Consider the following 25,830-nt stretch of genomic DNA (forward strand, 5'->3'; position numbering starts at 1 on the left):
GCTAAATTCTCACCGTTTGGTTTTTTGATTTACTGTAGGCTCGTAACCGGATGTACAGGGTCTTGGTGACGGTGGCAACCACCTCATTTTGGTCGTCAACCACCTGTACCTCATAGTTGCGGAACACCGCTTTACCATCTTTTGCTAAGGCTTTTATGGTATCGATTTCGGTGTCATCAAGGTGAAAATCGGCAAACACATCGCTTTTGCCCGCTTTAACAAAATCAATGCTCGCCGACTTATCCCATACCACGTACTCATTGCCCAAGGCTTGCATCAACAAAATCATCAAAAATGGGTCGGTCATCGAATACAAACTGCCCCCAAACTGGGTGCCGACGATGTTTTGATTGAGTTTGTTTAACGGTAAATGCACGCGAATATGGTGGTTGGTGAAATCAAGGCTTTCAACACGGATACCCGCCCCAAAATATGGCGGATAAAAGTTAAAAAACTGCTTTAACAGCTTGGGGTTATTAAACGGATTAAGGTAGTCTTTGGCTTGGGATTGAAAGGTTTGGCTTAGCTTAGATAGCTTAGATAACTTGGGTAGCTTAGATAGCTTGGATAAATTGGATAGCTTAGATAACATGGCAGACTCGTTTTTAACATGAAAAAAAGTAGTGGACAACACGCCATTGGCAAGACAACAATGCTATTGTATGATGGATACCACTGATAGCAAAGCATGACAAATTAATGGCAAAAGGTAAAGTAAAAAATAACGAAGATGCAGCATTCTGGGAGGCGATTTTGGCGGAAAAAGCGCCATCGCCACCGTGTGAATTGTGTGGACGTGATGAAGTTGAATTAACCCAGCATCATCTGATTCCCAAATCCCGCCACGACAAAGCCCGTACCAAACGCGAATTTAGCCGTGATGAAATGAAAAACGACATCGCCATGCTGTGTCCTGCTTGTCATGCGCAGGTGCATGAAGTGTTTAGCAACCAAGAATTATCCAGCTACTACCATACGGTTGAGCGGCTAAAAGAACAGACCGAGATGCAAAAATTCATTAACTGGATCAAAAAACGCCCGGCTGGACAAACCATTCGGGTCAAAAGTGGCAAAGATTTTTAGTGAATGGATTTTTAGCAGATAGCAGCTAATTGTGCAAGTCTTTTTATGGTGACCATTATACCTTGCCTGCAACTAGGACATAAGCTAGGACATAAGCAAGGATATCGCATAATGACTTGTTAGGCGTGTAGTCAATAAAAAAGAGGGTTTTATATCTGGCTGTCGCTGTTAAAGTTTACGCTTACTTGCATTGAAAAGTGATTGAATTAACTTAATATAGTATAAAAATCGTGAAATAGTAAACAAGCAATGCCAAAAAACAAAACGCCCAGTATCGACCCTGCAACCATTGAAATTGCTGCAGCGACTGCCGACCGCAAAGCGCGATTGGATCACTTGATTAAGCGCCTGCCCAACTTGCCAGGCGTGTACAAAATGCTGGGCAAAAATGGCGACATCATCTATGTGGGCAAAGCCAAATCGCTCAAAAGCCGCGTCAACAGCTACTTTGCCAAAACCATCGACCACCCCAAAACGCGGGCGCTGGTGCAACGTATCGACAACATCGAAACCATCATAACCCGCTCTGAGACCGAAGCGCTGCTGCTTGAGCAAAACCTCATCAAGCTGCATCGACCGCCCTACAATGTGCTACTGCGTGATGATAAATCCTATCTGTACGTGTTTATCTCAGCGGATAAACCTTATCCAAGACTTGCCTATGGGCGCGGCAAAGGGCAACACCAAAAAGGCAGATTTTTTGGACCTTTTCCTTCGGCACATGCCGCCAAACAGACCTTATTAATGATGCAAAAAATGTTCATGGTACGCCAATGCACCAATGCATTTTTTGCCCAGCGTCAGCGACCTTGCCTAGAGTACCAAATCAAACGCTGTAAAGCGCCGTGTGTCGGGCTGGTATCGCCCGAAGAGTATGCCGATGACGTCAACAACACCATTCGATTTTTAAAAGGGGAAGGCACGGATTTGCAAGTCAAATTGGTGGGTAAAATGGAGCAGGCGGCTGAAGACATGAACTTTGAGCAAGCCGCCTTGTATCGCGACCAACTCTCGATGCTACGCGAAGTACAAGCCAAACAAGCGGTATATACGGTCAAAGGTGAAGCCGATATCATCGCCATCGCCAGTCAAGCGGGCATTACCTGTGTGCATGTCATGAATGTGCGTAATGGGCAGGTTTTGGGTGGCAACAATTATTTTCCTGATGTGGATAGTGAAAACGACATAGCGGATAACTTGTCTGAGTTTGTCAGCTCGTTTTATTTTCAAGTCAGTGATGATTTGCCCGAAGAGCTGATTATAAGCCATGAGTTGCCCGACCAAACCGCGATGACAGAAGCCTTAACTGAAACCTTTGGCAAAAAGGTGACGATAAAAACCAAAGTTCGTGAGCAGCGGAGCGAATGGCTCACCCTTGCCCAAATGAATGCCAACAACGCCCTGCAAACCAAATTGGGCGATTATTTGGAAGTTAAATCTCGCTTTAACGCGCTCAATGCGGTATTAAAAGAGGCGCTGCAAGGCAAATCGCTCGATCGTATCGAATGTTTTGATATCTCCCATACCATGGGTGAAGCCACCATCGCCAGCTGTGTGGTCGCTGACCAAGGCGGGCTACGCAAACGCGACTATCGCCAATATGCCATTCATGGCATCACGGGCGGTGACGACTATGCCGCCATGAAGCAAGTATTAAACCGCCGCTATAGCAAACAGCCGCTGCCAGATTTATTGCTGATTGATGGCGGTAAGGGGCAGCTTAATATGGCAAAAGATGTACTGAGCGAGCTGGGGATTTTAACCCAAACCTTGCTCGTCGGGGTGGCAAAAGGCGAAGGTCGCAAGGCTGGGCTTGAGGTACTGCATTTTATTGACCGTGAGCCACTCGATTTGCCGGCTGATAGCAAAGCACTGCATTTGATTATGCATATCCGTGATGAAGCGCACCGCTTTGCCATTACCGCACACCGCAAAAAACGCGATAAACGCCGCTCAAGCTCGGTGCTAGAAGCCATCCCTGGGTTGGGAGAAAAACGCCGCCGAGAGTTGCTCAATCATTTTGGCGGCTTGCAGCAGCTGCTTGGCGCATCACAAGATGAAATTGGGCAAGTAAATGGCATTGGTAAGGTAATGGCCAATACCATTTATAAAGTGTTGCATGGCTGATATTAAATTTTTAGCCGTTTTGGCTGAAATGGGTAGTTAACAATGATAATGACATGGCATTGTAACAATGGCAGAAATTTTTTTTAAATCAAGCGCAGCTTCGGATAGCGATACCTGCATGCACTGTGGCGCATGTTGCGCTAACTATCGGGTGTCTTTTTATTGGGCAGAAGGCGAGACACTCGGTATCCCCGAGCAGATGACGGTCAAAGTCAATGATTTTTATACCTGTATGAAAGGTACCGAAACAAAGCCGGTCAGATGTATTGCATTAGCGGGCGAAGTTGGTAACTCGGTGGCTTGCCAAATCTATGATAAACGTTCAAGCACCTGCCAATCGGTACAAGTCGGTGACGAGCAATGTATCAAAGCCCGTCATCATTATGAGTTATCTAACGATATCTTTAGTCAAGTGCCTGTTTAATGGCTTTGTGATAAACGAACAGTCAGCTGTTTTTCCACTTCGGTTTTGAGCCATTGATTCAAATCCTCATTCATCAGCGTCATTGATTCGAGCAAATAGTTGTCGATATAGCCTTGCAGCTGTTTGACGATATCTTGTTTGATTTGTTCAATAGCGGGCGTGGTGGCGATAGATGGGTTGGCAATATCAACAAGTGGGTCAGTAACGCGCGTTTCATGGGTCATCAAGGCCGCTGTTGGGTCATCAGCTAACGGCTCAGCAATTTTATCAGTGTTATCAGCGGTATCAGTGTGATCAATGGCATAGACCATCTCACTGCGATGGCGCTCAATCGTGACATCGCTAGTTGCGGTATCCTTGGACTGCGCTTGTTCATCTAGCTGGTGATTTGCACCCTCAATTGAGCCAGTTGATAGTTGCGTCGCTAGTTTTGCAGGATTGCTTTGTTTTGCGAGATGCGCTTGTTTGGCAATGGCGCGTTCTTGCTCCAGTAGCGCAATGGCTGCATCATCTTGTGCTTGGCGTTCGCGTTGTAGACGTGCTTCTTGCGCTTGACGTTCTTGCTCGTTTTCTTGTGTTAACTGTATTTGTTCAAGACGTTGTTGTTCAAGCTGTTCTGCTTCACGCCTTTCTTGTTTTAAACGCTCAGCTTCAAGTCGTTGTTGCTCAAGGCGCTCTTTTTCCAAACGCTCTAGTTCCAGCCTGTGTTGTTCCAATCTTTCTTGTTCTAAGCGTTGTTGTTCAAGCTCGCGTTCCCGTGCTTGCGCTTGTAATTTTTCTTGATGGTCACGCTCGATAGCCAGTAATTCCTCGACTTTATCATGCAGATTAGGCACGCTAAACTCATACCCATCAAGATCGGTATCGGGGTAAAGCAAGGTAACGATATCATCGAGTTCTTGAATAATGGCGTGTTTGACAGGGGTAGGGGTGGCAAGCCAGCGCTTTGAAAATTGATGGGAGAAGGCAAATCCTGACATGAAAGGTGTCCAGCGTTAAGGATGAAATAGGATAGCTTCATTTAACGAAAAAACGGCTACAATTTCAATAGCCGTTTTCAAAATTCACACCGTTAAAGTGCCAATGAAAGGGTCAATGTTATCATCACATTAATTGCTATTTATCGTCACTGCCATTTGGCAAACAGCAGCGAGCCGTTGGTACCCCCAAACCCAAAGCTGTTAGAAATCGCATGGGTTAAGCCGTCGACTTTACGGGCTGTATGCGGCACATAGTCAAGCTTGCACTCAGGGTCTTGATGATCCAAATTGATGGTCGGTGGCAATATTTGTTGTTGCAGCGCCTTAACGGTGAAAATCGCTTCGATACCCCCTGCAGCGCCCAGTAGATGACCGGTCATCGATTTGGTGGAACTTACCACCATGTTCTCACCAAAGATACCCGCAATCGCGCGGCTCTCTGCCACATCACCCGCTGGGGTACTGGTGCCATGGGTATTGATGTAGCCAACGTCACTGGGGGCAATGCCAGCATCACTCAAGGCGTGACGCATCGCCATAGCGGCACCTTCACCATTTTCCGGTGGCGCAGTGATATGACTGGCATCATCACTCATGCCAAAGCCGACAAACTCTGCCAAAATCGTCGCACCGCGCGCTTTGGCATGGGCAAGGCTTTCCATCACCAGCACGCCTGCACCATCACCCAGCACAAAACCATCACGGTCTTTGTCAAATGGACGACTGGCTTTGGTCGGTGCATCGTTGCGCGTTGATAACGCTTGCATTGCTGAAAACCCACCAATACCCAGCTGGCTTGAAGCTTTTTCACAGCCCCCCGCTACAATCACATCGACATCGCCATACGCAATCAATCGTGCCGCCAAGCCAATCGCATGAGTCGCTGTGGTACAAGCGGTAGAAGTAGCAAGATTTAACCCTTTAATCCCATGACGAATCGCCACTTGCCCAGCTGCCATATTCACAATGGCTGAGGGCACAAAAAACGGCGAGATTTTACGCGGACCTTCGCTATGAAGCTTTACCGCTGTGTCTTCAATGGTGGTGATACCGCCAATCCCTGAGCCGATAATCACCCCGATACGGTTGGGGTCAACCTGCTGTACAGGCGCGGCTTGCAACTCACTGATAAAGCCTGCTTGCTTCAAGGCTTGTGCTGCTGCGGCAACACCATATTGCACAAAGGTGTCATACCGACGCGCGTCTTTGGCGTTCATGTACAAGCCGATATCAAACCCATCCACTGTGCCGGCGATTTGTGCGCGGTAGTCAGTGGCGTCAAAATGGCTAATGGCTTTGATACCGCTTTCGCCATTAATGAGCCGTTGCCAAGTGCTCTCTACATCGAGTCCTAGCGGGGTAATGGCTCCCATGCCTGTGATAACAATACGCTCATGATCAGGGCGTTCGTCGTAGCGGGGCTTTTTTTGGCTAAATTTTGTGATCATTTTATGCTCGAATTTTTGAATAACATTTTATGAAAGTTTAGCAAAAATAGTGTACGAGTGTAAACACAATAACTTTAACGTCTTTAGGTTGATTGTATATAATATCTGATAAATTAAACAATGTTTTTAAGGGTTATAAATGCCACAATTTAGCGATTTTATGGTGTATGTGGACGAAAGTGGCGACCATAGCTTAACGTCTATTGATAAGAGTTATCCAATTTTCGCTCTCGCTTTCTGTGTGTTTTATAAATCGCATTACTTAAATAAAGTTGTACCCAAAGTCCAACGTTTAAAGTTTGATACTTTTGGACATGATTTCGTGGTTTTACATGAGCATGAAATTCGAAAAGAAAAAGGCGATTTCAATATTTTTAAATCAGCTGAAGAAAAGCGTCAATTTTTAGAAAAGTTGAATCAAATCATGAGTGAAAGTAACTTTATTTTAATCGCTCATGTAATTGAAAAGCATAAAATTAAAGCTGAGCAAATCAAAGAATTACACGCTTATCACTATTCCCTAAAGCATTGTATCGAAACACTTTATGAATTGATGATTGAAAAATCTCAACAGGATAAAATCACGTTTGTGGCAGTAGAGAGTCGTGGTGCAAAAGAAGATAACGAATTAGAGTTGGAATTTTTGCGAATTTGCAATGGTGAAAATCGTTTTAAAATCCCTTTGCCTTTCAAGGTCAAAGTCGTTTCAAAAATGACTAACTCTTTGGGTTTACAATTGGTGGATTTGGTAGCTCGCCCGATTGGTCGTTATGTGTATCAACCAGATCAAGCTAATCGTGCATTTGAAATTTTGAAAGCAAAATTTTATTGTAAAGGTGGGCGAAACCAAGTTGGCAGAGAATTTGACCAAGTGGGGTTAAAGCATTTTCCATAAGTAGAGAGATAGTAAACTAAAAACCCATACTCCTAAAAAGCGAAAAGTCCCGATGAATCCACCGAGACTATAACGCCGACTGGGCACCCCCAATCCATTTATAGCTAAAACTATAACATAATTATCGCTTTAAAACAATTGATTTAACTTTCAAATTAAAACCAATTGTTCTAGAAACACACCTGCCCAAGCACCACTTTTTTACTTGCCCCGGTGACACTCGGCAAGTTACTCGGTACGTTCAAAATCGTCTGCTGAGCCAGCCACGCAAACGCTACGGCTTCGACCCACAACGGCGACAACCCAATTTTGTCGGTGGTTTGTATGGTCCAAGTGGCTAAATTATCTTGTAAGCGGCTGATTAAATAGGCATTTAACGCCCCACCACCACAGACAAACAACTCGCCTTGCGCACCATCAGTGACGGACACAATGGCATCGCTGACGGATTTAGCGGTAAGCTCTACCAACGTCGCTTGCACATCGGCAGGTGAATACGCCAAAGTGGGGAATTGCTGACCCAATTGTTCTAGCATAGCGTCAAGCCAAGCCAAATTAAACTCCTCTCGCCCAGTGCTTTTTGGGAATGGCTTGGCAAAAAATGGGTGGGTCAAAAGCAAATTTAATAACGGTTCAAGCACTTGCCCCGATTTTCCCCAATCGCCATTGTGATCATAAGTTTGTTGGGTATGACGCTGGCACCAACCATCAATGAGCAAATTTGCCACCCCTGTATCAAATCCAATCACCTCATCGCTGCCATCAAGTACCGTGATATTGGCGATACCGCCTAAATTTAAAATCACTTTTGGCATAACTTTATCGGCATGATAAGGCGGCGCAGCAAACATGGCTTGGTGAAACGCAGGCACGAGTGGCGCGCCTTGCCCACCCACTGCCATATCACGGCGGCGAAAATCGCTCACCACCGCAATAGCAGTGCGCTCAGCGAGTACATTCGGGTCAAGCAGTTGCAAGCTAAATGACCACTGTGGGCGATGACGCACGGTTTGCCCATGACAACCAATCGCGGTTACTTCATCAGGGGTCACCTGCGCTTTCTCGAGCAATTGATTGACCAAATTTGCGGCAAATTCAGCATAAAACACACTCGCCCAACCAAATACGTCAAGTTCGCTCTCGAACGCCAAATTGTCATCAGCGATGAGTTGTGCTACCCCGTTTGGTTGAGTGAGCGCTAACAACACGGCGCGTAAATCATCAGGAAACGGCTCGCTCACCGTCGCCAAAATTTCGACAGGCTCATCATTGTCTTCATCAATCTCATAAAACTGGCACAGCACCGCATCGAGTCCGTCAAGGCTGGTGCCACCCATCATGCCAATCACATACGGCGAGTCGGCAAGCGGGTTTTCTTTGGTCGTCATCATATCATCCATGATGTCGGTAAAATGGCTAAAAAATCCTTCATCAAAAGACAGGTTGGCAGGTAGTCCAGTCGGCAACGTTTGGCTCATAATTATTCTCGTTCGGGCTGTCAAAGTAGAGAGTGCCTTGATTATAGCATACTAAAAGCCTGCCTTATTTTATCTGCAAATTTGCTATAATGGCTAAACTTCACTTTTTTTCAGCCGTTTTAACCCGCGCTTTTTTCGAGGTAAGCATGACCGATTCTACTCATAGATTTTTAGCACCAGAAGAACAACTCAAACTCATCCAACGTGGTACGCACGAAATTATTTCGCAAGACGATTTAATTAAAAAACTTCAAGAAAACCGCCCACTGCGAGTCAAAGCAGGGTTTGACCCGACCGCACCCGATTTGCACTTGGGTCATACGGTTTTAATCAATAAACTCAAGCATTTTCAGGATTTGGGACACCAAGTGTTGTTTTTGATTGGGGATTACACCGCTCGCATTGGAGACCCAACGGGTAAAAATACCACTCGTCCGCCGTTGTCTGAAGAAAAAATCCTGGAGAATGCCCAAACTTATAAAGAGCAAGTATTTAAAATCCTTGACCCCGCCAAAACCCAAGTAATGTTTAACTCCGATTGGTTTAGCAAAATGTCGGCAGGTGACATGATTGGTTTGGCAAGCCAGCAAACCGTGTCTCGTATGCTCGAGCGCGATGACTTCTCAAAACGCTATCACAGCCAAACGCCGATTTCGATTCACGAATTTTTGTACCCACTGGTGCAAGGTTATGACTCAGTCGCCATGCAGGCCGATGTTGAGCTAGGTGGTACTGACCAAACCTTTAACCTACTCATGGGTCGCACCTTGCAATCTCGCTATGGTCAAGTGCCACAAGTCTGTATCACCGTGCCGATTTTGGAAGGCTTAGACGGCGTACAAAAAATGAGCAAATCGCTTGGCAATTACATCGGCATTTATGACAGCGCAGGCTCCATGTACCAAAAAATCTTGTCCATGCCAGACACTTTGATTGCGCGTTATTTTGAGCTACTTAGCTTCAAACCTATGGATGAAGTCGAAGCCTTGCTAAAAGACATCGAAAACGGGCGCAATCCGCAAGAAGTCAAACGTATTTTGGCACTAGAGCTGATTGAGCGTTTCCATGACAAAGAAGCCGCCGAAAACGCGCACAAATCAGCGGGCAATCGCTTGGTAGAAGGTGAGTTGCCATTGGATTTGCCAGAGGTGACGATTAGCCTTGATGGGCAAGCGCAGTTATTTATCACCCAAGTGTTAAACCAAGCCAATTTGGTGAAAAACTCGGCGCAAGCGAAAGACTTTTTGAAAAACCAATCGGTGAAAGTGGATGGGCAGGTGGTGGATGCAGGATTTGCCCTCACTGCAGGACAAACGGTGGTGATTCAAGCCGGCAAAAAAGCCTATGCCAAAGTGACGATTTCCTAAAGTCTATTGCTTAACCAATGGTTTTATTTTAAAATGTAGTGACAATATCACTACATTTTTTTGCTTTTTATAGAGGTCAGTAGCTATGACACAATCAACTATGTATCAATTTCGACTTGATGCCAATGAAAAGCGCCAAGCCTTTGAAGTGTTTGACGAACTGGGTATTAAGCCTGCGCAAGCGATTCGTCTATTTTTACGTCAAGTTACGGCAACAAAGTCTATTCCGTTTGACGTCGCAATTCCTAACGCCACCACGCAACGTGCAATGCAAGACGTTGAAGCCATGATTGCAGACAAGCAAGCCCGATTTAGCAGTAATAAGGAATTGTTTGATGCCCTCGAAAAAGCCGATTAATTCAAAACGCACGAATTTACCCAGAGCCTCAGATTTTACCAAAGATTTTTTGAATGATTGGCAAAGGCTAGTTAAAACAGGGCGTTATGACATGGTCAGGCTCAAAGAAGTCATGTTGTTATTAATTGCCAATAATGAGCCGTTAGGGGCAGAGTGGAAAGACCATGAACTAAAAGGAAATTGGGCAGGATTTCGAGAGTTACATGTGGGTGGCGATTTTTTATTAATCTACAAAATTCAAACCATCACAAAATTTGAGACAGTTTATTTTACTCGTGCAGGAACACATAGCGAACTATTTGAATAAAAAGGAATTTAAAAATGAAAGCCATCTTCCTCGACCGAGCGACTTTTTCCGCTGATTTAGCATTAACACCCCCACACGGACTGAGCGACTATCAAGTCTATGCGCAAACGCCCAATGACCCCAAAATCATTATTGAGCGTTGCCAAGACGCGGATATTGTCATCACCAATAAAGTTGAGCTTACCGCCGAAATTATCGCGCAGCTCCCAAAGCTCAAACTCATCCAACTGACCGCCACAGGGATGAACAACGTCGATAAAGACGCTTGTGACAAACACGGCATTACTGTTAAAAACGTCGCAGGCTATGCGGTCAAAAGCGTCCCCGAACATACCTTTATGCTGATACTCTCAGCCATGCGAGCGGCTCGCCACTATCATCATGAAGTAGTCAAGGGTGACTGGCAAAAAGATGGTCGCTTTTGTCTGCTAGACACGCCACTCATTGACCTTGAAGGCAAAACGCTGGGCATTATTGGCTATGGCACAATTGGCAAACGGGTTGGGGAAATTGCCAAAGTTTTTGGTATGACGGTATTGATAGCCGAACACCAAAACAAACCGCCAAGAAATAGCGACTATAGCGCGTTTGATGATGTCCTTGCTCAGTCCGATGTCATTACCTTGCATTGTCCATTGACGGAGCAAACGCAGCATTTAGTGAATGCCAATAGCATTGCCAAGATGACAAAAAAACCATTGATTATCAATGTCGCGCGCGGTGGCGTGGTCGATAGTCAGGCGGTGGCTGATGCCGTTACACAAGGTAAATTATTAGGCTATGGGGCAGATGTGTTTGAACATGAACCAATTAAAGACAACGACCCATTACTCACACTTAAAGACCACCCAAGAGTGATTTTTACCCCCCATAATGCGTGGGGCAGCGTCAATGCCCAGCTTAACCTATGGGATATATTGTGTCAGCAAGTGCAAGAGTTTACCCAACTATCCCATAAGGGAAAATAACGGACAATAAATATGACAAGTAAACTGCAATTTCAGGACCTAACTATTGGCACTGGTAAAACTGCCGAGCGTGGGGCACTGATTACCGCGCATTACACAGGCTATTTGCCAGATGGCACGGTATTTGACTCATCGCATCACCGCGGGCAACCCTTTGAAGCTGTGATTGGCACAGGGCGGGTGATTAAAGGTTGGGACGTGGGCGTTTTGGGTGGCGAATACGCCCAAAAAATCGGCTATCAAGCCCAAGTTGAAAACCCTGCCAATCTCATAGCCATGCAAGTTGGTGGCAAGCGCAAACTCATTGTGCCAAGTCACTTGGCGTATGGTGAGCGCCAAATCGGAAAAATCCCGCCAAATTCAGACTTAACCTTTGAAATTGAATTATTGGATGTCAAAACTCGTGATTGAGATTACATTGGGTATTTATCAGCACTACAAAGGCAATCTGTATCAAGTGCTGCACATCGCCAAACATAGCGAAACTGAAGAGGCATTGGTCGTCTACCGTGCGCTCTACCAAGCGTATGGGGTGTGGGTGCGACCGCTTGTGATGTTTGCCGAAACGGTGGAAGTCAATGGCGAAGCTGTGCAAAGATTTAAGCTGATAAAACCGCTAGACAGTTAAGTTTGGCGGTAATGGATAGGGGTCAATGATATAAAAATAACCGACAACAAAAAACCCCAAACTAATAAGCTTGGGGTTAATCGATTTATACCTAAGACAAATGATGGTGGCGTGGGGCAGGATCGAACTGCCGACACACGGATTTTCAATCCGTTGCTCTACCGACTGAGCTACCGCGCCATGTTTGTCAGCATCAGTATTTGAGCGGCTATTAAACTAAAAATCGCCAAAGGTGTCAAGCACTATTTTAAACTTTTTGCAAAAAGTTGCTAGTAACTGGCAAAATACCCATTCATATCAATTCGTACATGGCTAAAATACGATGAATGGCGCCGCAGCCGGGTACAAACTTGGTATTGCCTTTTTTGCGCTCAATGTCGGTGACTTGTTTGACGAATTTTGGGGCAAGACCGCGCCCGCGATTGGCGGGATGCAGCACAATATACTGTAACAATCGGCTAGACTCGATGCCTTCATTAAAGCAGCCCATCGCGGCAATCGGTTTTTCATTGAACATCCCCAAATACAGGATATCACCCTTGGCGAAGGCCTTTTCAAAAAACGCCACAGCATCACGACCTGTAGCAAACTCAGGCGAGCTATCGTACAATTTTTCCACCCGCAATTTGAGTTCAGGATCGTCAATGCTATTGTTTTCAAAGTTATTGATGGCAACGGATTCTAATGGCATAAAGCCCTCCTTTTTAATTAGCGCACGTTTTAATTAGCGCATGTTGATTTAGTATAAAATAGTCACTAGGATACCAACAAACTTATAATTGTTATTCCGTGTTTTTTGCTAAAAATAAAAGCTGTCAATGCTTTGGTAAGGCGTTGGGCAGCATGTTGGTAAGGCGTGATGGCTTTTTTGGGTTAACCAAATCTTGGATACACTCTGTGAAATGATAAAGTGTTTTTCAAAACAACCTGCTCGATGCCGTCCACTAACGGAGGGCGAAAAAGCCATCTCGGTTAGCGTATTTGGTGATACGTTACAGCTTGATAGTATACGCCTAAAAACCGCATGGTGGGTGCTCAAAGGCTATGCGGTCAGTCCCAATGGTCATGTGTATTTTCATCCAGCAGATTTTTGTGATGATTTTAGTCAGCAAAATGTCTATCTGCGCGCGTGGCTGGTGCATGAATTGACCCATGTTTGGCAAATCCAACAAGGCATTAAGGTGTTTCGCCGCGCCCTGCTCAATCGGCGCTATAGCTACGAGCTGCAAGCCAATAAGCCATTTGGCCGTTATGGCATAGAGCAGCAAGCGCGTATGGTGGAAGATTATTATCGAAAACGTGAGCTCAAACAGGATTATGAGCCATTACTCGCCTTTATTCCGTTTGCCAGTTTACAGCCTGCCACCGCCTAGCGTTATCAACTCTCTGTGTCGCTGTCACTACCTCATGTTTGTCGCGATTGCGGTAGTTTTTTTGGTATAATTGCTTGATGGATGGGTGTCTTAAGGTTCAGTTAAGCTAAATCTGTATGATAGCCTCATCCTAAATTTGGTTATTATATAATGGCTATTTTTTGGTGCATTTAGATAAGGTGAGTAATCGTATGTCAGTGAATAACTCTCGATGGTTAGCATGGCGTCAGCAAGGTATTAATGCTTATGTGATGATGGGTATTGTCGCGCTATTTTTGACCCTAACCGCCAATATTACTTTCTTTGATAAAGCCACGGAAGTCTATCCGTTTGCCCAGCATATTGGGTTTATAGGCTCATTGCCGTTGGTGCTATTCGGTGTCATGCTACTGGTTATTGTGCTGCTCAGCTATCGTTACACCCTTAAAGCGGTATTGATTTTTTTGCTATTGACCGCGGCAGTCACGGCGTATTTTACTGATACTTATGGCACTGTCTATGATGTCAATATGCTACAAAACGCGCTACAAACCGATAAAGCAGAAAGCGCCGATTTGTTTAACGTCAATTTTATCTTACGCATTTTATTGCTTGGGGTATTGCCTAGTGTGTGGGTGGCGTGGCAAAAGGTCACATTTCCCCCCATCAAGCGCAGCATATTGCAGCGCGGCTTGACGTATTTGGTCAGCCTCGGTTTGGTAGTGTTACCGATTTTGGCAATGAGTAAAAATTACGCCAGTTTTTTCCGTGAACATAAACAGCTTCGTAGCTATACCAATCCTGCAACCCCTGTATATGCACTGGGTAAACTTGCCAGTATACAGCTCAAACAAGCACAAGCTCCCAAAACCCAAATCATGCATGCCACCGATGCGGTGCAGGTGAGTAATCCTACCACCCGTAAGCCAAAACTGGTGGTATTTGTAGTTGGAGAAACCGCGCGCGGCGACCATGTGCAGCTAAATGGGTATAACCGAACTACCTTCCCGCAGATGGCAGCGACGGCTGGGGTAACTAATTTTAACCAAGTCATCGCCTGCGGTACCTCAACCGCTTATTCGGTGCCTTGTATGTTTAGTTATGTCGGCATGAAAGACTACGATGTGGATACCGCCAACTACCAAGAAAACGTACTTGATACCTTACATCGCCTAAAGGTTAATATCTTGTGGCGTGATAACAACTCAAGCTCAAAAGGCGTCACTAATCGTTTGCCCGCGGCGGATTTTGTCGATTATAAAACTGCGCGCAACAATACGATGTGTAATACCAACCCCTATGGCGAGTGCCGCGATGTGGGTATGCTAGTAGGCTTAGATGACTACGTCAAACAACAAGCTAACCAAAATACGCTTAACCAGGATACCCTAATTGTGCTGCACCAAATGGGTAATCACGGACCTGCGTATTTTAAACGATATGATAAGCAATTTGAAAAATTCACCCCAGTCTGCCAAAGCAATGAACTTGCCAAATGCGACCCACAAAGCGTGATTAATGCCTTTGACAATGCGCTACTTGCCACCGATGACTTTTTGGCAAAAACGGTGAACTGGTTAGACAAATATGACAGCACCCACCAAGTAGCGATGCTGTATGTCAGTGACCACGGTGAAAGTCTGGGCGAAAACGGCATCTATTTACATGGTATGCCTTATAAAATCGCGCCTAAAGCGCAAAAACACGTCGCATCGATGTTTTGGGCAGGTAAACACTCAGGCATTCAAGCAGTGCCATCTAATACTGAGCTCACCCATGATGCCATTACCCCAACCTTGTTAAAACTGTTTGATGTGCGTGCGCAAACCGTACAAGGCAAACCTTTATTTATCAAGTAAAGTTATCCAGTAAAGCCATTTGGGTAATTAGAGCCATTTAAGTAATGTTAGACATAAAAAGTGCGTCCAACTCCAGCGACGGCAAGATAGATGGTTCAAAATAGATGATTATACAGACCGCTAAATTAAAAAATTTTGCCAGTAGGCAGACCGTGCTCGGACTGGTACTGGCCATCATCTTTACGCTAACGCTGGAGCACAGTGCCATCGATGTAGCCATCAGCCAGTACTTTTATTCCCCCATAGATGGCTGGCTGCTTGCCAAAGAATCACTACTCCCTAACTTAATTTTTTATACCATTCCCAAAAGACTATTAATTGCGTTTGAAGTCTATATGGCAATCGCATGGCTACAACGCTACTTATTACAACGCCGTTCATTGAGTCACTGGCTTGCCAAGCGACAGGCATGGTTTAAGCCTTTTAGCCCACTATCACTGACTGAAATGGGCTATCTTTTAGTCGGGATGGTGTTGGTACCTTTGATTATCGCATCGCTTAAAGGGGTGACTCATGTGGTGTGTCCCAATCACTTGCAAATTTTTGGCGGTGAGTATCCGTATCTCACGATACTAGAAAACATCCAAGCCGGAACCCCCTCAAAATGCTTCCCTGCGGCGCATGCCAGTGCTGGGTTCGCCCTGTATGCTTGGGCGTTTATCCCAAGTCTTTGGCACAAGCGCTGGCACATCGCAGCGATGGTGACGGTGATAGCTTGGCTAATGGGTGGGTATAAAATGTTGATAGGTGACCATTTTTTCAGTCATACGCTGGTATCTATGAGCTTGGCATGGGGGATTTGCGCGGCAGTGGCATGGGCTTGGTGTCGATTTTATGCCAAACCTGCGTCCGCAAAAAGTTCGAAGCGCTGGTTTATGGTATAAAGGTATAAAAAAGCGTTGAGGAACACCCCACGCTTTTTTTGGGTTTCATGGCTAGTTTAAGCGATTGATGGTCATCACCACTTTATAGCCACCCGGATGACTGGCAGTTAAGCGAGAAGGCAGTTTATCGTTACTGTTGCTATAGCTAAAAGTGGCTGTCCAATCGCCATTTTGGGCATTCACTAGGCGATTAGTGCTGTCTTTTTTATCATTGGCATCACTGGGTGCTGGCTGACCTTGAATCCAGTAAGGCAGCTGTGAGATGGGCGCTTGCCAACCGGTTGCACGTAATAGCAGTTCTTCAGGGGTAGCGGCATTGATAGTGCCTTTTTCGTTGGTTAACGTCGCAGATTGACCATTGTAGCTGATTTTGGTTTGACCCGCATTCATCGCACCGGCAATCTCAATGGCAAAGTTTTGACCTTGCTGTGTCCAAATATAAAACGCACTGCCTGCCTGCTGCGGCGTGGTCATGCCAATTTTACCATTGATGGTAAATTGCGCGCTTGGTAGCGTACTTGCAGCCGCTTGCTCAGTAGATGTGGTCGATGGCGCCGTGGTTGTTTGGGTATTGACCACAGGGGTTGTCATCACTGTGGCGACAGGCTTGGCTAGGATTGGCTTAGTTGTTGCCTGTACTGACTGACAGCCTGTTAACAGCATACTACTGATGCCCAAACAGGCAATACTTAACCCCGTGACTTTGCTGGTGACCGCTGGTAATAAATGCATAATATCCTCAAATGTTAATCAAATTTGTTAATCAAGTTTTCATCAAATGTTAACTGGTTCCGCTCAAGTATAATGGTTTAAAAAACTGATGGGTAAACTATAAATAGCCATTGTTAAGCCTGTTTTGCTTAACTGCTCAAATTGGTGAAAAAGCGGTTGTTATTTATCTCTCGTTTTCCTGCTATTTACCTGTCATCTATCTGCTTTACAACCTTCATTGCTCGCTAGTCGTCATGCTTAGAGACGATTTTAGACAGCGCTATTGTAGATTTTTGGGTTGATAACCGAGTTCATGGACCAAGATTTGGTTGATGCGAGCCGCTTCTTTTTGGTTGCCCAAATTTAAGTAGGCTTGTTGCAGCAGCAGGCCGCTAATCACATCGGGTACGATATCAAAATTATCCGATAACAGACTAATGACGGTGGCGTTATTAGCCTGATGCAGCGCTTGTTGCGACAGTATTTGACGCGCCCTTAAACCGACTTCTTTATCATTAATTAATGCCGTCAGTAGGGCGGTCACTTCTTCATTATTTTGTTTTAAATTGACCAAGGTTTGCGCATATTCGAGTTGATAATCCACGTTTGTGGGCGCAAGGCGAATCAACTCTTTTAACAGTTGCAGTTTACTGGCGTCATCATCATCGGGCAGTAACAGTACCTTGGCAAATAAGATATCGGTATTATTGGGTAAACTGGTTTGTGCGCTATTAAGCAAGGCTAACGCTTGCGCGGTTTGGTTGTTTTTTTGCAAAATATTGGCTTGCATGATGTAGCTTTGCGGCGCGAAACTGTCAAATTGCTCCCGTAATTTGATGCTACTGGCAATCGCTTCATCAAAACGACTTTGCGAGATTAACAAATCAATCTGTTGCTGTCTGGCTTTGAGCACCAAGTCAGGTTGCATCACTTTGCCATAGTAGCCAATCGCATCATTGAGTAGGTTCTGGCGTTCGGCACTGACAGCCAAATAATAATTGGCTTGGTCCTTAAAGTTGGGGCTGGCAATCAACGCTTTGAGTAAGCGATCTGCCGCGGCGTATTTTTTCAAATCAATACCCACCAAAGCGGCCAGCAGTTTGATTTCTTCATCTGCTAAAAACTGCCGATTAGCCGTGGCATTGAGCTGTTGCCAGACCTGCGCGCTTTTGCCTTGCTTTAGCATATAGCGAATTTGATAGACAAATAGCGCTTTATTGTCAGGGACGGTTTTACGCGCTTGCGCAATAAACGCAATCACTTGATTACTGGGCGATAAGGCTTGCAGGATATCTGCTTTTAACGTCAAAAAAGCCGGGCTTTTTGGGTTGGTTTTAAGCGCCCGATTAATCGCCACTAACGCGGCTTTGGGCTGTTGAAACTGTAGCAGCAGACCTGCTTTCATGACCAGTAGTGAAGGGTTGTTTTTGATGTCTAATCGATTGAGCGTAGCAAGCAATTCAGCTTGGTCACGGGTTTCCGTGGGATAAATCCCAATCAAAATCTGACTTAAATCAGCGTCAGGATCGTACTGCAAAATTTGATTGAGCTTTTCACCGGCTAATTCATACTCGTGCGCTTTGAGTGCCAAATGGGTCACATAAAAAATCGCCGGCACATGGTCAGGGTTTTGCTGTTGCCACGCATTGGCAAAAGCGAGTGACAACTGTGGCGGTTCATTTTGTAAAGATAAACCCAGTGCGCGTTCAAATACCGGGGCCGCATCCGCCAAAAAAGACTGCTGCTTATAGGTCGCTAACGCCTGATCTATACGACCGCGATCTGCGGCAAACTCTGCCATCAAAATCGCATACAGGCTGGGCTGGCTAACAGACTGATTCACAGACTGACTAGCAGATGCAAAATTTGCCTCCGCACTAAAAACTGCTGGGCTAAACAATAAGCTCGCCAACGTGAGTGTAGTCGCGACTACATTTTTGCCTAAAGCGGTAAAATTAAATACATCAAGCGGCTTTAAGTTAGATTTCAGATTGGGCTTTAGCTTGACAAAAAGTTGGTGCGGTGTTGATAACTGCATCGGTAAATCAATCGATAAACAATAAGGATTGACATATTTCGACGCAAAAAAGCGTGGATTGAGGGGACAACCACGCACAGCGCAACAAGCCGATGAAATAACCGCTGGAAACAACTTTCGCATTTAGCTCGCTTGGACAGTAACGTACCTAAAAATTACAGTCAGTATTACAATCAGTGACAAGTAAGATGTAACAAAATGTTCATGATAAAATTGAATTATACGGCTTCAACTGGTCGAACTATGTAGAATTATGGTTAAATCGTATGAGTAAATAGCAACCAAACGAGCAGATGTGGCAGAATTAAGTAAAAAAATATGATGATAGCTCGAATGACTGTTCAAAATGCTAGGCATGCTAGATAAGGTAATGCTTTAAATTGTAATGCTTTAAAGCCTGGCTAAAGAATTTTACTGAATCAAAAAAGCAGGATGTTTTTCATTTTTTATTAGCAATGGTATAATAATCCACTTTTCTACTTTACTTTTATTAAGTGGTTATTATTAAGTTGCTTTAAGTTTGTTTATATTGCCACTTTTCCCCCTGTGTTATCAAGCATGACAAACGTCGATAGACTGATATAGGCTAGATGTCGCTTAGCTAGCACACTTAGCTAGCAAACTTGGGTTCACAAAAATCGGCTTTGATAAACGCGGTCATTTTTAAGGTCATTACGTTATATGCAGCTTCTGGTTATTGGGTTAAATCATAAAACAGCGCCAGTTGCCATGCGTGAGCAATTGGCGTTTGCTGCTGAAGATTTGCCGATTGCCCTAGATTCGCTCAAAGTGATCACCCAAGGCGCGGTGATTTTATCGACCTGCAACCGCACTGAAATCTATGCCCTAGCCCCTGAAGGACAGGCCCTTACTAGCACGATGTCACAAGTGATTGAATGGCTAGCGGCTTTTAAAAACACGCCTATGCAAAAAATCGCGCCACACCTGTATCAATATCAAAATAACCATGCACTGCTACATTGGGTACGGGTAGCGTCTGGGCTAGACTCGATGATTTTGGGCGAGCCGCAGATTTTGGGACAAATCAAACAGGCGGTGCGCCAATCCCGTGCCAAAGAAGCTATCTCGAGTAAGCTTAGCTGGGTGATTCAGCAGGTATTTGCCGCCGCCAAACAAGTGCGTAACGAAACGCGGGTAGGCTCACAAGCGGTATCGTTAGGCTTTGCCGCGGCCAAATTGGTGACCCAAATTTTTCAAAAACCTAGCAACAACACTTTGCTGGTGGTCGCGGCAGGTGAGATGAATCGGCTGGTTGCGACCAATATTGCAGGTTTAGGTGTCGGCAAAGTCATCATCTGTAATCGTAGCCTTAAGCGTGCCGCGCTGCTTGCCTCTGAGCTTGAAACGATTGTGCCGCAGATTGAGATTACCCCGCTTGATCAATTACCCAGCGTGTTGCCGCAAGCGGATATTGTAACCAGCTGTAGCGGTAGCTTATATACCTTGATTGATAAAACCATGGTGAAACAGGCGTTAAAACAGCGCCGTCATCAGCCCATGTTAATGATTGATTTAGCAGTCCCTCGCGATATTGACCCTACCGTCAGTGAGCTAGATGATGTTTATTTATACTCAATCGATGACTTACAACATGTGATTGCAGGCAATCTTGAACAGCGTCGCCAAGCTGCCGTAGAAGCAGAATTATTGGTGAGCCAAATCGTGGTGGCGATTGAGCGCAAATACTTGGTGCGCCAAGTGGGTCAGGATATTCAGCAGTACCGTGAGCAAGCCAAACACCATGCGGATATGATTTTAAGCCAATCCTTACAGCAGCTTGCCGATGGTCATGCAGCCGAAGCCGTGTTAACCGAACTGACCCGTAAACTCACCCAAACGTTAACCCATGCACCGTCCAAACTATTGCGAGAAACGGCTAGCGAACAGCCCGTAGAAACCGTCAATTTTGTGGCACAACAGCTGACCCATGCCTTTCGCAAAGACAAATGCCCCTATCTCACCCATAACAACACCCTGCTTGATGACGAGCCAGCGTCACCATCTTTTGACAATCAATAATTTTCCTATCGCTGAGCTTTTAAGCCCAAGTTTTTAAGCCTAAGTTTTCGCTACAAGCGGCGGCTAGCTTTTTTGCATCAAATTTGTAATACTGAAAATTGCTCTGCTAACTCTGATAACAATGGCGTTGATTAGGATTTGCTATGTTTACTTGCCCACCGATACTACCGTATTTTACCCCACTGCCTCAGCTTACCCTGCAAGGCGAAGCCAATCTTGGCATACCCGCTTGGTTAGCCGCAGTGGAAGCGGACTTGGATAAGGCGCTGGCATCTGGCACACCGATTCGCCAAGTCGTCATGGGGCGCTGCTGTGCAATTGATAGCATGATGGCAGCCTTGTTTGAGTTGTATGAGCTCGATCAAACCGATTTGACGCTGTTTGCCACAGGGGGGTATGGGCGTGGGGAATTGCATCCTTTTTCGGATGTGGATTTATTGCTGTTAAGTCCAAACCCGATTGATGAGGCCTTGAATCAAAAAATTTCCCCGTTCGTCGCGAGGCTCTGGGATATTGGGATTGATCCTGCTTTGGTGGTGCGCTCTGTTGAAGAATGCGATGAGGCTTGTCACGATGATATCACGGTCGCAACAAGTCTGTTAGAAGCACGAATTTTGGCGGGCAACGTTGCCCAAGCTGGATTGCCGATGCAGCTACTTAATAAAAACTGGTCACAAACCAAGTTTTATGAGGCCAAAATGGCAGAAGCCAAAGCGCGCTATCTTAAACATAATTCGACAGAATATAACCTAGAGCCTGACCTGAAAAACGCGCCAGGGGGCTTGCGAGATATTCATACGGTCGGCTGGATTAGTAAGCGCTATTTTCGCGTGACAAACTTGTTTGGACTGGTGCAGCAAGAGTTTATTACCGAAAAAGAATTTGATGAGCTGCAAGAAGCGGAAGATTTTTTGTGGTTGATTCGCCATCATCTGCACAAAATTGCCAAACGCAATGAAAACCGTGTTTTATTTGACTATCAGCGCCTGATTGCTGAGCGCATCGGTTACCGTGACAATTCGCATCCCAATGCCGCAGTCGAGCAGTTTATGCGCGATTATTACCGCTATGCCATGTCAAACTCAACATTGTCTGAAATGCTCACCCAGCACTACTATGAAACGTTGATTGAGGCGCGCTTACCCGATGAACAGCGCCCGGTGAGTAAGGTGATTAATGAGCGCTTCAAATTGGTCGGTGATCGCATTGCGGTAACCCATACGCGAGTGTTTGCCCAGCATCCGACCGCAATTTTAGAAATGTTTTTATTGATGGGTCAGCAAAATATTCGCCATATCCGTACCCGCACACTACGGATTTTGAAAATCGCCGCGCGCGGCATTGATGAGCATTTTCGCAATGATCCCGTCAATAAAGCCCTGTTTATGGACAATCTCAAAGAGCAAAATCTGCTATTTTGGCGACTGCGAGTCATGAAGCGTTATGGCGTGCTAGGTAGTTATCTGCCTGCTTTTGGGCAAATTATTGGGCTCATGCAATATGACTTATTCCACCGTTATACGGTAGATGCCCATATTTTGATGCTCATACGTATGTTGCACCGCTTTACCGATGACAATTATGTTGATACTTATCCGCTTGTCAGTGGTATCTACCGCCGTATTGACCGTAAAGAGATGCTGGTGTTGGCAGCGATTTTCCATGATATCGCCAAAGGTCGGGGCGGTGATCACAGTGAACTTGGCAAGCAAGATGCCATCAAGTTTTGCTTGTCACATGGTTTAAGCCAAGCCGATGCCGAGCTTGTCGGCTGGTTGGTGTCTCAGCATTTATTGATGTCGATGACCGCGCAGAAAAAAGACATCTCTGACCCCGAAGTTGTCGCAGAATTCGCCGATAAAGTCGGGAATGTGACTTATTTGAATTATTTGTATGTGCTCACCGTTGCCGATATGAATGCCACCAACCCGCAGCTTTGGAACAGTTGGCGCGCAACCTTGATGCGTCAACTATATACCCAAACCCGCCGTATTCTGCGGGCTGATATTGATGCGCCGATGAACCGCCAAGACATGATTGCCAGTAACAAGCAAAGCGCCCGTGATTTGCTAGCGGGTGATAATGGCTTGGCTGCCATTGAAAGCCTGTGGGATGGGCTAGGGGAGGAGTATTTTTTGCGTGAAGTCCCAAGCGATATTGTTTGGCATTCCAAAGCTATCATGGCACATGATGAGGCACAAAAACAACGCACAGAGAGCGAGCAACCTGAGCCGCTGATTATTTTGCGTGAACATCGCGAGTTGGCACTCGATGCCGTGCAAGTGTTTATCTACACCCATGACCAATCCAATTTATTTGCGGTGACCATGACGGTGTTTGACCAAATGGATTTGGACGTGCTCGATGCGCGCGTCATCACCGCCTCACGAGATTTTGCCCTAGATTCTTACGTACTGCTTGATAGACATGGCACGCTGCTTACCGATACCGAACGCCAAACTGAGCTTGTTGAGCGTCTAAAACAAGCCTTTACTAGTCCAACGCTGCCTGAGGTGGCGCAGCGACGCATGCCTAGACAGCTCAAGCATTTTCATGTGCCGACCAAAGTGTCTTTTAGTTTTAACCCGCAATCCAACCAGCATATGATGATTTTGGAAACCCTTGACCAGCCAGCCTTGCTTGCGCGTGTTGGGCAGGTGTTTTTGGCGCATGATATTGAAGTGCATTTTGCCCGCATTACCACATTGGGTGAGCGCGCCGAAGATATGTTCTTTATCACTGGCCATGAAGACAAACCGCTATCGGATGAGCGCCTCGAAAAACTCAAACAGGCATTGGTAGAAACGCTGAATGTCAGTTAACTTGTCAGTGGAAAAAGTCACCTGCAAGCAAGCCCAATCGTAAGTCTAAGCGCAAGCGCAATTATAAGCTCTGGGGTCTGATTACTTTTGGGTGCGCGCCAAATACACCATTAAGCAAACCATGGCAATGAGCGCGATACCTGCCCCCACATAACCCACCATCGCCAGTCCTAGGCTTGCAATCACCCATCCACCGACGAACGCGCCGCCGCCGATACCGATGTTATAAATCCCCGAAAAAATTGACATCGCCACATCAGTGGCATTCGGCGCAAGCTGCAATACTCGCAGCTGCAAAGCAAGGCTAATCGCCGTAATTGCCAACCCCCACAGCATTGCTAGGGCAAGCCATAAGGTTGGCACATGAGGCAGCCAGACCGATGCCAGTAACGAAAACAGCAGCGTTGCCATCGCGCTAATCAAAAACGCCCGTGGAAAACGGTCATAAAAGTGCCCAAATAGCCAGCTCGCTAGCAACCCTGCCACCCCAAAACCCAGCAAAATCACCGTGGCAAATTGCTGACTAAACTGACTAATCGTCAGCATATAAGGCTCAATATAACTATACGCCGTAAAGTGTGCCGTCACACATAGCACAGTGAGTGTATAGACAGTGAGCAAGGGGATATTGTTAAAGATACTGGGTAAACTTGCGGCTGAGCCGACATCTTTGCTCGGCAGTTTTGGCAAAATCCACCACACCATAATCATTGCCAAGAGCGCAGCCACGCCAATCGTACCAAACGTCATCCGCCACCCAAGCCACTGCCCAATCATCCGACCCAATGGCAGCCCAAGCACCGTCGCCAGCGCACTACCCATTGACAGTAGCCCCAAGGCTTTGGTTTGACGATCTTTGGGCGCAACACGCACCACAAGGCTTGCGGTAATTGACCAAAACACCGCATGCGCCAGCGCAATCAATGCCCGCCCAGCCAACAGCATGGCAAAACTTTGCGCCATCACCGATACCGCATGCCCCCCGATAAAGATAACAAATAATGCTATCAATAGCTTACGCCGTTCAATACGGGCAGTGACAAGCATGGCAGGGAGCGACAAAATAGCCACAATCCAAGCATAGATAGTGATCATATGCCCCACCGTTTCTACCGGCATGGCAAAGCTATGACCAATGTCAGAGAGCAGCGCAATTGGCACAAATTCGGTAGTATTAAAAATAAATGCCGAAATCGCCATGACAATCACGCGCCATTGGCGAATTTGGTTGGGATAGTTGGGATTGGACTGGATGTGTTGACGTAACTGGTGAAAATGACTCATTGCGGACAGGATGGCTAAGGCTGATGGCATACCTTAGCGGCTCACTGTATAAAATAAAAGCAATTTTACGTTATTTTATGATGAAAATAGCTTTGACAGTAAAAAATCGACTCATAGGCTAGCGCCATAACCCAATGTGTAGCGGATAAATCAATCATACAGTCATCCGCTATACCCACTAGCCAATCCACATAGGGATAAGGGGTTAGAAAAATGGCAATCAGTCCGACTATTTACCCTTGGACAAAATCGCCACTTGGCGGATATAAGTGTGTAAATCAGCCACGCTCTCTTTCATCAATTCATCATCTTGGGTGTATTCGGCATACGCAATCCAAATCAGTAGCTGCTTGATGGTGTTGAATTCACTGTCAAAAAAAGTTTTGGTAAATTGTTTTAAGGTATTGTCATCTTGCAAATTTAGGCGGGTTTGCCAACTTTCAATTTTGGCTTGTTGCTCAGGGCTAAAGGTATGGCGAAATAAAAATTCGACAATCGCATGCGGTTCTTCTTCAGCCAGCAATTTGCCCAAACGCTTGATGTGACGTTTACGTGCTTCATGGCTGGTGATATCGGCAAGCTGCAGCAAGTCATCCAAAAAAAACTCACTGGCAGGCAGCGCCTTCATTTGTTTTTTTGACAAATTGGCAAGCGGCTCAGCCAGTCGCTGTAGGCGCTCATGGGCTTTTTTTAGTTCGGTACGGCTAACCGCCATATCCATTTGGTCAAAATTAATCATTTATCAATCTCAAAGTTATCAATCATCAGTAAAAAGTT

General features: G+C 45.7%; 24 protein-coding genes and 1 tRNA gene. 15 read left to right on the plus strand and 10 right to left on the minus strand.

Features of this window, described 5'->3' with window-relative positions:
* Window position 1: 1 nt before the first annotated feature.
* Window positions 2-592 (minus strand): DUF4442 domain-containing protein, encoded by a 591-nt coding sequence (locus tag AXE82_RS07425; RefSeq protein ID WP_062333146.1) that lies wholly within the window; start codon window positions 590-592, stop codon window positions 2-4.
* A gap of 107 nt (window positions 593-699) precedes the next feature.
* Here AXE82_RS07425 and AXE82_RS07430 point away from each other — a divergent pair, with 107 nt between their 5' ends.
* The 3 genes from AXE82_RS07430 to AXE82_RS07440 all read left to right on the plus strand — a co-directional run bounded on the left by AXE82_RS07430 (window position 700) and on the right by AXE82_RS07440 (window position 3,634).
* A complete protein-coding gene (locus AXE82_RS07430; protein WP_062333147.1) occupies window positions 700-1,083 on the plus strand; it encodes an HNH endonuclease in 384 nt (127 codons plus the stop codon).
* Between the two features lie 249 nt (window positions 1,084-1,332).
* Entirely contained in the window at window positions 1,333-3,210 is a 1,878-nt protein-coding gene (gene uvrC / locus AXE82_RS07435) for an excinuclease ABC subunit UvrC (RefSeq protein WP_062333150.1), read from the plus strand.
* A gap of 67 nt (window positions 3,211-3,277) precedes the next feature.
* Window positions 3,278-3,634 carry a YkgJ family cysteine cluster protein gene (locus AXE82_RS07440; RefSeq protein WP_062333153.1) on the plus strand — a complete coding sequence of 119 codons (357 nt, stop codon included), beginning with the start codon at window positions 3,278-3,280 and terminating at the stop codon, window positions 3,632-3,634.
* On the opposite strand, the gene AXE82_RS07445 is transcribed toward AXE82_RS07440, so the two are convergent.
* Window positions 3,631-4,614: a hypothetical protein gene (locus tag AXE82_RS07445; RefSeq protein ID WP_062333157.1), complete on the minus strand. Its 984-nt coding sequence runs from the start codon at window positions 4,612-4,614 to the stop codon at window positions 3,631-3,633. The genes AXE82_RS07440 and AXE82_RS07445 overlap by 4 nt on opposite strands.
* A gap of 146 nt (window positions 4,615-4,760) precedes the next feature.
* Complete coding sequence (gene fabF / locus AXE82_RS07450; RefSeq protein ID WP_062333159.1) at window positions 4,761-6,062, minus strand: beta-ketoacyl-ACP synthase II; 1,302 nt, start codon at window positions 6,060-6,062, stop codon at window positions 4,761-4,763.
* Between the two features lie 139 nt (window positions 6,063-6,201).
* On the opposite strand from fabF, the gene AXE82_RS07455 reads away from it, so the two are divergent.
* Window positions 6,202-6,957, plus strand: coding sequence for a DUF3800 domain-containing protein (locus AXE82_RS07455; protein WP_062333162.1), 756 nt, complete (start codon window positions 6,202-6,204; stop codon window positions 6,955-6,957).
* Window positions 6,958-7,127: 170 nt separating this feature from the next.
* Here AXE82_RS07455 and AXE82_RS07460 read toward each other — a convergent pair whose 3' ends face one another.
* Window positions 7,128-8,357, minus strand: coding sequence for an anhydro-N-acetylmuramic acid kinase (locus tag AXE82_RS07460; RefSeq protein ID WP_197931455.1), 1,230 nt, complete (start codon window positions 8,355-8,357; stop codon window positions 7,128-7,130).
* A 224-nt stretch (window positions 8,358-8,581) separates the two neighbouring features.
* Between AXE82_RS07460 and tyrS the strand changes: the two genes are divergently transcribed.
* The 6 genes from tyrS (at window position 8,582) to AXE82_RS07490 (ending at window position 12,063) form a co-directional block, all read left to right on the plus strand.
* Complete coding sequence (gene tyrS, locus AXE82_RS07465; protein WP_062334862.1) at window positions 8,582-9,802, plus strand: tyrosine--tRNA ligase; 1,221 nt, start codon at window positions 8,582-8,584, stop codon at window positions 9,800-9,802.
* 85 nt (window positions 9,803-9,887) lie between these two features.
* Window positions 9,888-10,160: a type II toxin-antitoxin system RelB/DinJ family antitoxin gene (locus tag AXE82_RS07470; RefSeq protein ID WP_062333167.1), complete on the plus strand. Its 273-nt coding sequence runs from the start codon at window positions 9,888-9,890 to the stop codon at window positions 10,158-10,160.
* Window positions 10,138-10,467: a type II toxin-antitoxin system YafQ family toxin gene (locus tag AXE82_RS07475; RefSeq protein ID WP_062333171.1), complete on the plus strand. Its 330-nt coding sequence runs from the start codon at window positions 10,138-10,140 to the stop codon at window positions 10,465-10,467. Before AXE82_RS07470 ends, AXE82_RS07475 begins: the two co-directional genes overlap by 23 nt.
* 14 nt (window positions 10,468-10,481) lie before the next feature.
* Window positions 10,482-11,435: a D-2-hydroxyacid dehydrogenase gene (locus AXE82_RS07480; protein WP_062333174.1), complete on the plus strand. Its 954-nt coding sequence runs from the start codon at window positions 10,482-10,484 to the stop codon at window positions 11,433-11,435.
* Window positions 11,436-11,447: 12 nt separating this feature from the next.
* A complete protein-coding gene (locus tag AXE82_RS07485) occupies window positions 11,448-11,846 on the plus strand; it encodes an FKBP-type peptidyl-prolyl cis-trans isomerase (RefSeq protein WP_062333177.1) in 399 nt (132 codons plus the stop codon).
* Window positions 11,842-12,063 carry a DUF1653 domain-containing protein gene (locus AXE82_RS07490; protein WP_040403821.1) on the plus strand — a complete coding sequence of 74 codons (222 nt, stop codon included), beginning with the start codon at window positions 11,842-11,844 and terminating at the stop codon, window positions 12,061-12,063. The genes AXE82_RS07485 and AXE82_RS07490 overlap by 5 nt, the downstream gene beginning before the upstream one ends.
* 104 nt (window positions 12,064-12,167) lie before the next feature.
* Here the strand turns inward: AXE82_RS07490 and AXE82_RS07495 are convergent.
* Both AXE82_RS07495 and AXE82_RS07500 read right to left on the minus strand, forming a co-directional pair.
* Window positions 12,168-12,243, minus strand: a tRNA-Phe gene (locus tag AXE82_RS07495).
* Between the two features lie 112 nt (window positions 12,244-12,355).
* Window positions 12,356-12,754 (minus strand): hypothetical protein, encoded by a 399-nt coding sequence (locus AXE82_RS07500; RefSeq protein ID WP_007116574.1) that lies wholly within the window; start codon window positions 12,752-12,754, stop codon window positions 12,356-12,358.
* Between the two features lie 211 nt (window positions 12,755-12,965).
* Here AXE82_RS07500 and AXE82_RS07505 point away from each other — a divergent pair, with 211 nt between their 5' ends.
* From AXE82_RS07505 to AXE82_RS07515, 3 genes are all read left to right on the plus strand, one after another.
* The gene (locus tag AXE82_RS07505) at window positions 12,966-13,436 is read left to right on the plus strand and encodes a type IV secretion protein Rhs (protein WP_115304603.1); all 471 of its coding nucleotides are present in this window, start codon (window positions 12,966-12,968) and stop codon (window positions 13,434-13,436) included.
* Window positions 13,437-13,627: 191 nt separating this feature from the next.
* Window positions 13,628-15,274, plus strand: coding sequence for a phosphoethanolamine transferase (locus AXE82_RS07510; RefSeq protein WP_062333180.1), 1,647 nt, complete (start codon window positions 13,628-13,630; stop codon window positions 15,272-15,274).
* A 104-nt stretch (window positions 15,275-15,378) separates the two neighbouring features.
* Window positions 15,379-16,158: a PAP2 family lipid A phosphatase gene (locus AXE82_RS07515; protein ID WP_062333183.1), complete on the plus strand. Its 780-nt coding sequence runs from the start codon at window positions 15,379-15,381 to the stop codon at window positions 16,156-16,158.
* A 51-nt stretch (window positions 16,159-16,209) separates the two neighbouring features.
* Here AXE82_RS07515 and lolB read toward each other — a convergent pair whose 3' ends face one another.
* Window positions 16,210-16,890, minus strand: coding sequence for a lipoprotein insertase outer membrane protein LolB (gene lolB, locus AXE82_RS07520; protein WP_062333188.1), 681 nt, complete (start codon window positions 16,888-16,890; stop codon window positions 16,210-16,212).
* 259 nt (window positions 16,891-17,149) lie between these two features.
* Window positions 17,150-19,030: a tetratricopeptide repeat protein gene (locus tag AXE82_RS07525; RefSeq protein ID WP_062333191.1), complete on the minus strand. Its 1,881-nt coding sequence runs from the start codon at window positions 19,028-19,030 to the stop codon at window positions 17,150-17,152.
* Window positions 19,031-19,588: 558 nt separating this feature from the next.
* On the opposite strand from AXE82_RS07525, the gene hemA reads away from it, so the two are divergent.
* Window positions 19,589-20,947 (plus strand): glutamyl-tRNA reductase, encoded by a 1,359-nt coding sequence (gene hemA, locus AXE82_RS07530; RefSeq protein ID WP_062333194.1) that lies wholly within the window; start codon window positions 19,589-19,591, stop codon window positions 20,945-20,947.
* Window positions 20,948-21,090: 143 nt separating this feature from the next.
* Window positions 21,091-23,769 (plus strand): [protein-PII] uridylyltransferase, encoded by a 2,679-nt coding sequence (glnD, locus tag AXE82_RS07535; RefSeq protein ID WP_062333197.1) that lies wholly within the window; start codon window positions 21,091-21,093, stop codon window positions 23,767-23,769.
* Between the two features lie 81 nt (window positions 23,770-23,850).
* Here glnD and AXE82_RS07540 read toward each other — a convergent pair whose 3' ends face one another.
* A complete protein-coding gene (locus AXE82_RS07540) occupies window positions 23,851-25,083 on the minus strand; it encodes a sugar transporter (RefSeq protein ID WP_115304602.1) in 1,233 nt (410 codons plus the stop codon).
* Between the two features lie 199 nt (window positions 25,084-25,282).
* Window positions 25,283-25,792, minus strand: a complete 510-nt coding sequence (yjgA, locus tag AXE82_RS07545) for a ribosome biogenesis factor YjgA (protein WP_060996185.1) — start codon at window positions 25,790-25,792, stop codon at window positions 25,283-25,285.
* Window positions 25,793-25,830 lie beyond the last annotated feature (38 nt).

It is taken from the genome of Moraxella osloensis, assembly GCF_001553955.1.
Lineage (GTDB): Bacteria > Pseudomonadota > Gammaproteobacteria > Pseudomonadales > Moraxellaceae > Faucicola > Faucicola osloensis.